Raw genomic sequence first — 8,975 nt, forward strand, 5'->3', positions numbered from 1 at the left:
CCCATAGCATAAGCTAGTAAGATCCCTTGAAGAACACAAGGTTGATAGGTCAGAGGTGTAAGTGCGGTAACGTATTTAGCTGACTGATACTAATAGGTCGAGGGCTTGACCAATAAAAATATAAAATTCATGTGCAATTTTCAGAGAACACTCTGAAAAGTAAATAACCAAAAATAATTGGACTATTACTTATATCTGGTGATGACGGCGTAGAGGAAACACTCCTTCCCATTCCGAACAGGAAAGTTAAGCTCTACAGCGCCAATGGTACTGCACGGGAGACTGTGTGGGAGAGTAGGACGTTGCCAGGTGCTGAGGATCTTTAGCTCAGTTGGTTAGAGCAACCGGCTCATAACCGGTAGGTCCGGGGTTCGAGTCCCTGAAGGTCCACCATTTTTGGGGGTATAGCTCAGTTGGGAGAGCACTTGCCTTGCACGCAAGGGGTCAAGGGTTCGACTCCCTTTACCTCCACCAAAGCTACGAAGTATTTCGTAGCTTTTTTATTTTGTAAAAATTTAATAAAATGTCGTAATATATCTAAAATTTGTGCATTTTATTTATGGGAATATAATAAAAATGAGATATAATTAATGTTATAGAGAGGTAATAAAATATTATTTAGAAATAATATTTAATATGGGGAGTTGAGTCAGGATGAATAATAGGGAAGAACTAGAATTGAGACTTAAAGAATTAAAATTAAAAAAGCGGGAATTAGTGTTAGCTAATAAAAATACGGACAAGATAGATAAAGACATTAAAAACATAGAAATAGAGATAGAGTTATTACTAGAAAATAAAGAATCTAAATAATAAAATGGAGCATAAAAAATAGAATAGTATTGTTATATAAGTATATAAATTAAATTATTATCATATATGTATAAATTTTAGCATATTAATTTCTTAGGTAATAATATTACCATAAATAAATGAGGAGGCAATCTTTATGATAAGAACTGTGGTATGCGAAAAAGAAGGTTGTAGCGGGAATACATTTTTTATAGAGACTGATAATAATAATCTTAAATTAACTTGTAAGAACTGCGGAAGTCAATATGAAATTGATATTAGCTATTATGATTTTACAATGTTATCGAATTGTTCCAAATGTAATAATGATACATTTAAAGTATTTAGAGATTTAGATAAAGAAGGAGTCTATGTTAAATGTGCTGAGTGTGGCTCTACACCAGAAAAGGTATATATAGATTCAGATGGAGTACAAGTTTCTTATGAAATTAAACTTTTAAGTGATATAAAAGAGGTTATGTATTTAATAGAACAAAGGGTTTGTAATTTAGAAATGAGAATTCAAGATTTAGAAAGAGGACAAAGTACTATTGAAGAATCTTTAGCATATGTAAATAAATATTTAATAGATAAAGTGTAAAAATAATTAGGAGAATAAAATGAGAAACAGAAGATTAATAATACGATGGATTGCGTTATTATTCTGGATGGGGTTGATATTTTATATGTCAAATCAACCAGGGGATGTATCTAGTAAACAAAGTGGATTGGTATTGAAATTATTTCAGTTTATAGGAATAGATTTAAATAATGAATTAAGTGAGCTTGCAACATTTATAGTAAGAAAAACAGCTCATTTCACAGAATATTTTATATTGTATTTCTTAAGTATTAATGTTATGAAATGTTATTTAAATATAAAAAATACTATTTTTTATTCTTTTATATTTTCATTTTTTTATGCTTGTACGGATGAAATACACCAATATTTTATTCCAGGAAGGGCGATGGCATTTAGAGATGTTTTAATTGATTCAGCTGGAGCTTTATTAGCTATGATTATTGTAAGTATAAAGATTAAGATAAATAAGAAAAAAGAGAATAAACTTAACGCAAGTTATTAATTAGTATACTAATTATAATTAAATATAAAAGTCTATTAATAGAATTATATTAGTAATAAATTTGAAGTTAAGTAAAAATGAATTAGAGCAAGGCTTGTACATAAGATTAATTATTGTGTGTAAGTCTTGTTTTTTTATAAATATTTAAATGAAAGTTAGTAATAATATGAACCACTTAATATATAAATTACTTACATAGGGTAATATTCAAATGATTACTCTTATATAAATTGGGAATAATTTTATAATAATTAGGAAAATTAATCATGAATAGGCAATTATGTATAAGTACTATTTTAGAATATAATTTCATAAAAATTAACTATATAATCAATAATATTTAGTAATTTAGATGAAAGCAATCCAAACAAATTCATATAAGAAAGGTGGGTGAAAGATAATACTACTATAAGTATTATCGATGTATTATGAAAGACTATAGCATTAAAAATCTAAGAAATGTAGGTTTAATAGGACACGGAGCTACAGGGAAGACATCTTTAGCAGAAGCACTATTATATTATGCTAATACCACTGACAGATTAGGTAAGATTGAAGATGGAACTACGGTAATGGATTATGATCAAGAAGAAAAGAGAAGAGGAATATCATTATCAACATCTATAGCTTATCTTGAAAATGGTGATACTAAGATAAATTTAGTTGATATGCCTGGATATTTTGATTTTCAGGGTGAAATGGTTCAAGGAATGAGAGCTGTGGACATTGCAACAATTGTTGTATGTGGTGTATCAGGAGTTCAAGTAGGAACTGAAAAAGCATGGGATTACTGCAATAAAATAAAATTACCAAGAGCATTTTTTATAAACAAGTTAGATAGGGAAAATTCTCACTTTGATAAAACCTTAGATGAATTAAAAGAAAAGTTTGGTATGAGTGTTGTTCCTATTCAATATCCAATAGGAAGAGAAAATGATTTTGATGGAATTGTAGATATAATTTCAAAAACTGCTATAAAAGTTGATAAGAAGACTTTAAAGTGTGAAAATATAGATATTCCAGAAGATTTAGTTGATAAAGTTGATGAATGTAAACAAATGTTAATGGAATCTATAGCTGAAACTGATGAGGAACTTTTAGATAAATATTTAAACGATGGTGAATTAAGTGATGAGGATCTTTACTTAGGATTAGTAAAAGGTTGTGCTCAAGGAGATATAGCACCAGTGTTATGTGGAAGTGCTACTAAGTTAGTAGGAATAAAATCATTTATAGATAATATAGTAAATTGTTTTCCATCACCGGAATATTCATTATCACAAAAAGCAAAAAATTTAAGTAATGGTGAAGAGGTTTTCATAAAAATAGGAGATAATAAGCCATTTTCTGCGATGGTATTTAAAACTATAACTGATCCATTTGTTGGCAAAATATCTTTATTTAAAGTAATAACAGGAAAGATAGATGGCGATGTTAACGTTTTAAATTCTAATAAGGAAAAAACAGAAAAATTAAATCATTTATTCTTTATGAGGGGAAAAAATCAAGTTCCAGTACAAGAAATAATTGCTGGAGATATTGGAGCAGTTGCTAAACTTCAATATACAGGTACTGGAGATACTTTATGTAGTCAAGATTTCAATATAATGTATGACAAGATTAATTTTCCAACAGCAGTAATGCCAATGTCTATTTTACCTAAGGCTAAAGGTGATGAAGAGAAGATATCTTTAGCACTGTCTAAATTATCAGAAGAAGATCCTGTATTTAAGGTTGAAAGAGATACAGAAAATGCAGAGACTGTAGTTTGGGGATTAGGAGAAACTCATTTAGAAGTTATAGCTAGTAGATTAAAAAATAAATTTGGAGCTGATGTTACGCTACAACAACCTAAGGTACCTTATAGAGAAACTATTAAAGGTAGAGCAGATGTCCAAGGAAAACATAAAAAACAATCAGGTGGGCATGGACAATATGGAGATGTTAAAATTATATTTGAACCAAGAAATGATGGAGAACTTGATTTAGAATTTGTTGATAAAGTAGTTGGAGGAGCTGTACCAAGAAACTTTATTCCAGCAGTTGAAAAGGGATTAAGAGATTGTTTATCAAATGGAGTTTTAGCAGGATATCCTGTTATAGGCTTAAAAGCAACTTTATATGATGGATCTTATCATCCTGTAGATTCATCTGAAATGGCATTTAAAATAGCAGCTTCAATAGCTTACAAAAAAGGATTAGAAGAAGCTAAACCTGTATTATTAGAACCTATTATGAGTGTGGAAATTTTAATACCAGACGAATATATGGGAGATGTAATGGGAGATATAAATAAGAAGAGAGGAAGAGTTATAGGTATGGAGCAAGAAGGAAAACTTCAAAAAGTTATTGCTGAAGTCCCTATGGCTGAAATGTTTAATTATTCTACAGATTTAAGGTCAATGACCCAAGCAAGAGGAAGCTATGTAAGTAAGTTTGCTAGATATGAAGAAGTTCCTTCAACAGAAGTTTCTAAAATACTAGATGAAGCTAAGAGATTAAAGGAAGAAGCTTAATAAAAAAGCTACCTATATGGTAGCTTTTTTATTATTTTATGAATAAATAAATAATTCTTACATAAAATAATTATATGTAAAGAGTTTGTAAAAATAAGCTGCAAGAAATGGAGGTAAGATATGTCTGATTATAAGATGGATATAAGAGGAGCATTAGGACTTGGAGAATATAGTGATATTCATGATTATATGGGAATAGTTGATAAGAATGATAACTTTACTATAACATTAGATACGAAGAATAAACAGCATATAAGCATAATTACCTCAATGTTAAAAGAAAATGATTTTAATATTTTAGAGCAAGGAATAAGTAGTGGTGGAGATTATTATATAACAGCTAATAAATATAGATAGTACATAACTCTAAAGCACAACAATGCTTTAGAGATTTTTATTGTTAATTATTATATACCTTTATTTGTAAAGAGTATATAATTTAAATTAAGAATATTTAGATATGTGAGGAAGTTATAATATGAAAAATATAGATATCAATAAAGATCTGGAATATATTATTGGTGAAATTTTGATAAAAAATCACTTAACGATTTCCACAGCAGAATCATGTACGGGTGGTATGGTTGCAGCTAAATTAATATCATACCCAGGAATATCAGCTGCTTATTTAGAGGGATCTGTAACATATTCAAATGAAGCAAAGATAAGTAGACTAGGCGTAAGAGAAGAGACATTATTACAATATGGCGCTGTAAGTGAAGAAACAGCAAGAGAAATGGTTAATGGAATTGCAAAGGTAAGTGGATCAAAAGTAGCAATTTCAACTACAGGTTTAGCTGGGCCAGGAGGCGGGTCAATTGAAAAACCTGTAGGATTAGTATATATAGGAATATATTTAAATGGAGAAACAGTAGTGAAAAAATTTAATTTTACTGGAGAAAGAAATGAAATTAGAAAAGAAACTACAATTTCTGCGTTAAAGATGCTTATAGATTTATTAACTAAAAGAGGATATTTATAAAATAAAAAATAATCCCTCTAAATTTAAATGTTATTAAAGGGATTATTTTTGTATATAAATAAAATGGGGGAGAGGCGATTAATTATGAAGTATAATTTACTTCATTAAATATTATTAACAAATAAGATGAGTATTATACAATCTTAAATCAAATTATTACTATATTATCTATGTTGGGGAGGGAATTTATGAAGAAAATAAAAGAGGCTAATATTTATTTTTTAATAATTATGTTATTACAACTATTTTTACCAGTATATATACTTTTTAGAGCTTTAAATATAAATGATATAAGATGGATGTTAACAATAAATCACATAATAATTTTTATAGTACCAGCATTAATATACTTATTAATTACTAAGCAATCACCCAAAAAGGTATTAAGATTAAATAAACTGCATATAAAGGATATTTTTATTGTTATATGTTTAGCTTTTGTATGTCAGCCTATAATGACTTTCTTTTCTTTAATATCACAGTTCTTTTTTGAAAATGAGATAGGAAATTTTGTTGGAGAAATTGTAAATACTCCTTATTGGATATTATTATTATTGATAGCAGTACTTCCGGCAATAACAGAAGAAATAACAATAAGAGGTATAGTGTTATCAGGATATGATAATAAGAACATATATGTAGTTTGTATTGCAACAGGACTTTTATTTGGAATAATGCATTTAGATCCACAACAGTTTCTTTATGCTACAGCATTAGGATTTATTTTAGCATTAGTAGTAAGGATAACCAATAGTATTTTTGCTTCGGCAATAATGCATTTTATTATTAATGGAACATCAATAACTATACAAAAGATAGTATCATTTTTGCCATCTAATGTAGACTCTGAAATTAGTTTAAAAGCAATTTCATTAGGAGAAAAATTAATATTAACGTTTCAATATGGATGTATGGCAATATTATTCGCTTATATAGCATATCTTTTAATAAAGAAGCTTAAGAAGGATAATATAAAACGAGGAACAATAAGTAAAGAAATTTTCTATAGAAAAAACAATGAAGAAAATGTATTTAATATATATTTTATTTTTATAATAGTTATATATTTATTAGTTATGGTAAGACAAGTTACGTCAGGAAATATTTAAAAAATATACAAGCTTAAAAAATCTAAAGGTACTTATGCTTTTAAGCATTTTGTACTTTTAGATTTTTTAATTATTTAACCATTGAATTAGAGTTTGGAAAAATTGTTGAGAAATCATTTTTAGATATCCATCCTCTACAATTAATGTCGCTATCAATTGGAAGATTAACATAAAACCAAAGTAGATTATCTACTAATGCACTATCAAGAATTTTAACTTCCATTTTTATTGATAAGGTATTTAACTTAGGTGAATCTAGTGTCGGAGCTAGATATAACTTAGCACTTGTATTAGTTATCCCAATTTGAGAAGAAGGATTAATAAATTTAATATTTAGAGGTTTATCAATGGTTGCTAATGATCTATGTTGAGTTTTACATTTCCTAAGTTGATTAGAAGTAATCATTAATTGCTTTTTTACTTTAGCAAGCTGTTGATCATAATATAAATATACTCCTGCTATAGCAGATATAAGAATTATAAAAATTACGAATTGCAAATTAACCTCCGATATAAAGTGTTATATATTACAAGTATATTTTTATAATTACAAAAAATACATATTATAAAATTAAATAAATTTATTTGACATAATATAAGTTATTTGGTATAATTGTCTGTGTTAAGGCTCGATAGCTCAGTCGGTAGAGCAGAGGACTGAAAATCCTCGTGTCCCTGGTTCGATTCCTGGTCGAGCCACCAGGAAGCAACTTACATTCGTAAGTTGCTTTTTTTATTTTTTCTAATTAATACTCAAATTTATTAGAGTATTTTCATTTTAATATCAAGAGTAACTTAACTAGTATTTTATAATTATCCTAATGATATGAAATAAATAAAAATTATAAATATAAGGAACTAATTGGATGTCTAATGCGTCTAATATGTATAAGCAATTGATAAATATTATTTAGGTAAAGTTAACTTTTAAGTAAGAAATTATTAATAATTATACTATATAATTTAAGTATAGAATTCTAAGGAGGTAATTATGGTTAAGTTTTTAGAAAAAATGATACTTTCAGATAAAGATTATGAATATTTAACTAAAGGAATAGCTATAGGGGTAGGCACTGGAGTTTTAGTTGGAGCTATTATAGGAAACATAACTTTAACTTTTGCTGCTGGTGGAGTAATTGGAATTTTATCAGCATTTATATATTCTATTTATAAAAGAAATAGAATTAGTGATTGAATATTAAAATATATACATAAATTTTACGATAAGAAGAGGTCGTTTAAATATACTGTAACTTAATTTTGAAAAAGATTAATCAAGTAATCAGTTTATTTAAGCGACCATTTTTTTATATATTTTCTATTTGCCAATCTATAGGAGTTTTATTTACTGATTCTAAAAAACTATTTGTTTTAGAAAATGGCTTAGTTCCAAAGAAGCCTCTAGATGCAGATAATGGACTAGGATGTACAGACGTAAGTATTAGATGTCTTTTATTTGTTATAAGGGATTTCTTTTTAATTGCATTGTTTCCCCAAAGTATAAAAACTACAGGATCTTCTTTTTCGTTTACTAAGGAAATTATTTTATTAGTAAAGGTCTCCCAACCGATATTTTTATGAGAGTTAGCTTGACTAGCCCTAACAGTCAATGAGGTATTAAGGAGTAGAACACCTTGATCGGCCCATTTTTTTAAGTAGCCATTGTTTGGTATGTAGCATCCTAAATCTGATTTTAGCTCTTTGTATATATTTAATAGAGAAGGGGGGATAGGTACATTAGGATTTACTGAAAAACTTAATCCATGTGCTTGATTAGGGCCATGATAAGGGTCTTGACCCAATATTACTACTTTAACATCTTTGTATGGAGTAAAATGCAATGCATTAAAAATATCATATTTATCAGGATAAATAGTATTCTCTTTATATTCTTTAGCCAAAAAACTCCTTAAAGATAAATAATAATCTTTATTAAATTCTTCTTCTAATAAGTCTTGCCAGTCATTATTAAGTATTTTTTTCATTAATATCACCTCAATAAATAATTTTACCTATATAGCATACAAGTATTATAAACTTACGAAATTAATAAAACAATAAACAAAAATAATGTTTATTGGCAGAAACGCTACCTAGTATATCAATAATAGAAAAAATAAGAATTATAGAGATAAAAAGAAAAAAATATGGATAATGTAGAATAATTAAATTAAAATTGTGAATAATAATGTAAGAATAATGTTAAGATAAATCTCGTCGCTGATGCGAAACAACAAAAAAGCACAAGATAAAAAAGTGTTTGACAGTTGTTTTGATAAGTGATAAGATAAGTCTCGTTGCTAACGAAACTAAGTCAAAAAAACTTTGAAAAAAAGTTGTTGACATAAAGTTGAGTGAGTGATAAGATAAGGAAGTCGCTTGAAGCGATAACAAAATATGGTCTTTGAAAATTGAACAGAATATAGTTAAAATAAATCCAGCAATTCTTTTGAGAGTTTTTAAGTGAGATTCTAAATTTTAATTTAGAAAA

At 27.6% G+C, this 8,975-nt stretch carries 10 protein-coding genes, 3 tRNA genes and 2 rRNA genes; 13 read left to right on the plus strand and 2 right to left on the minus strand.

Going from position 1 to position 8,975, the window contains the following annotated elements; all coding sequences use genetic code 11:
• The 11 genes from H8S10_RS17130 to H8S10_RS17180 all read left to right on the plus strand — a co-directional run.
• A 23S ribosomal RNA gene (locus H8S10_RS17130) occupies nt 1-113 on the plus strand; the annotation flags it as partial.
• A gap of 81 nt (nt 114-194) precedes the next feature.
• A 5S ribosomal RNA gene (gene rrf, locus H8S10_RS17135) occupies nt 195-311 on the plus strand.
• 5 nt (nt 312-316) lie between these two features.
• Nucleotides 317-393 (plus strand) — tRNA-Ile (locus tag H8S10_RS17140).
• A gap of 5 nt (nt 394-398) precedes the next feature.
• Nucleotides 399-474, plus strand: a tRNA-Ala gene (locus tag H8S10_RS17145).
• A 180-nt stretch (nt 475-654) separates the two neighbouring features.
• Nucleotides 655-813 carry a hypothetical protein gene (locus H8S10_RS17150; RefSeq protein ID WP_172675783.1) on the plus strand — a complete coding sequence of 53 codons (159 nt, stop codon included), beginning with the start codon at nt 655-657 and terminating at the stop codon, nt 811-813.
• Between the two features lie 136 nt (nt 814-949).
• Entirely contained in the window at nt 950-1,393 is a 444-nt protein-coding gene (locus H8S10_RS17155) for a hypothetical protein (protein ID WP_186839679.1), read from the plus strand.
• Between the two features lie 19 nt (nt 1,394-1,412).
• On the plus strand, nt 1,413-1,877 hold the full coding sequence (locus tag H8S10_RS17160; RefSeq protein WP_186839680.1) for a VanZ family protein: 465 nt from the start codon (nt 1,413-1,415) through the stop codon (nt 1,875-1,877).
• Between the two features lie 428 nt (nt 1,878-2,305).
• A complete protein-coding gene (gene fusA, locus H8S10_RS17165) occupies nt 2,306-4,393 on the plus strand; it encodes an elongation factor G (RefSeq protein ID WP_186839681.1) in 2,088 nt (695 codons plus the stop codon).
• A gap of 120 nt (nt 4,394-4,513) precedes the next feature.
• Nucleotides 4,514-4,750 (plus strand): hypothetical protein, encoded by a 237-nt coding sequence (locus tag H8S10_RS17170; protein ID WP_055268448.1) that lies wholly within the window; start codon nt 4,514-4,516, stop codon nt 4,748-4,750.
• Nucleotides 4,751-4,871: 121 nt separating this feature from the next.
• A complete protein-coding gene (locus H8S10_RS17175) occupies nt 4,872-5,375 on the plus strand; it encodes a nicotinamide-nucleotide amidohydrolase family protein (RefSeq protein ID WP_055268450.1) in 504 nt (167 codons plus the stop codon).
• 188 nt (nt 5,376-5,563) lie between these two features.
• Nucleotides 5,564-6,484, plus strand: a complete 921-nt coding sequence (locus H8S10_RS17180) for a type II CAAX endopeptidase family protein (RefSeq protein WP_186839682.1) — start codon at nt 5,564-5,566, stop codon at nt 6,482-6,484.
• Between the two features lie 70 nt (nt 6,485-6,554).
• Here H8S10_RS17180 and H8S10_RS17185 read toward each other — a convergent pair whose 3' ends face one another.
• Nucleotides 6,555-6,983 carry a hypothetical protein gene (locus tag H8S10_RS17185; RefSeq protein WP_070205711.1) on the minus strand — a complete coding sequence of 143 codons (429 nt, stop codon included), beginning with the start codon at nt 6,981-6,983 and terminating at the stop codon, nt 6,555-6,557.
• A gap of 127 nt (nt 6,984-7,110) precedes the next feature.
• Here H8S10_RS17185 and H8S10_RS17190 point away from each other — a divergent pair.
• Both H8S10_RS17190 and H8S10_RS17195 read left to right on the plus strand, forming a co-directional pair.
• A tRNA-Phe gene (locus tag H8S10_RS17190) sits at nt 7,111-7,186 on the plus strand.
• A 289-nt stretch (nt 7,187-7,475) separates the two neighbouring features.
• Complete coding sequence (locus H8S10_RS17195) at nt 7,476-7,679, plus strand: hypothetical protein (RefSeq protein ID WP_055268454.1); 204 nt, start codon at nt 7,476-7,478, stop codon at nt 7,677-7,679.
• Between the two features lie 112 nt (nt 7,680-7,791).
• On the opposite strand, the gene H8S10_RS17200 is transcribed toward H8S10_RS17195, so the two are convergent.
• Entirely contained in the window at nt 7,792-8,469 is a 678-nt protein-coding gene (locus H8S10_RS17200; protein WP_186839683.1) for a uracil-DNA glycosylase, read from the minus strand.
• Nucleotides 8,470-8,975: the final 506 nt, after the last annotated feature.

Source organism: Clostridium sp. NSJ-49 (genome assembly GCF_014287725.1).
In the GTDB taxonomy this organism is placed as follows: domain Bacteria; phylum Bacillota; class Clostridia; order Clostridiales; family Clostridiaceae; genus Clostridium; species Clostridium disporicum_B.

Coding starts and splice junctions, on each gene's coding strand:
- H8S10_RS17150 (WP_172675783.1), top strand. CDS start 655: ATGAATAATAGGGAAGAACTAGAATTGAGACTTAAAGAATTAAAATTA.
- H8S10_RS17155 (WP_186839679.1), top strand. CDS start 950: ATGATAAGAACTGTGGTATGCGAAAAAGAAGGTTGTAGCGGGAATACA.
- H8S10_RS17160 (WP_186839680.1), top strand. CDS start 1,413: ATGAGAAACAGAAGATTAATAATACGATGGATTGCGTTATTATTCTGG.
- fusA (WP_186839681.1), top strand. CDS start 2,306: ATGAAAGACTATAGCATTAAAAATCTAAGAAATGTAGGTTTAATAGGA.
- H8S10_RS17170 (WP_055268448.1), top strand. CDS start 4,514: ATGTCTGATTATAAGATGGATATAAGAGGAGCATTAGGACTTGGAGAA.
- H8S10_RS17175 (WP_055268450.1), top strand. CDS start 4,872: ATGAAAAATATAGATATCAATAAAGATCTGGAATATATTATTGGTGAA.
- H8S10_RS17180 (WP_186839682.1), top strand. CDS start 5,564: ATGAAGAAAATAAAAGAGGCTAATATTTATTTTTTAATAATTATGTTA.
- H8S10_RS17195 (WP_055268454.1), top strand. CDS start 7,476: ATGGTTAAGTTTTTAGAAAAAATGATACTTTCAGATAAAGATTATGAA.
- H8S10_RS17200 (WP_186839683.1), bottom strand. CDS start 8,469: ATGAAAAAAATACTTAATAATGACTGGCAAGACTTATTAGAAGAAGAA.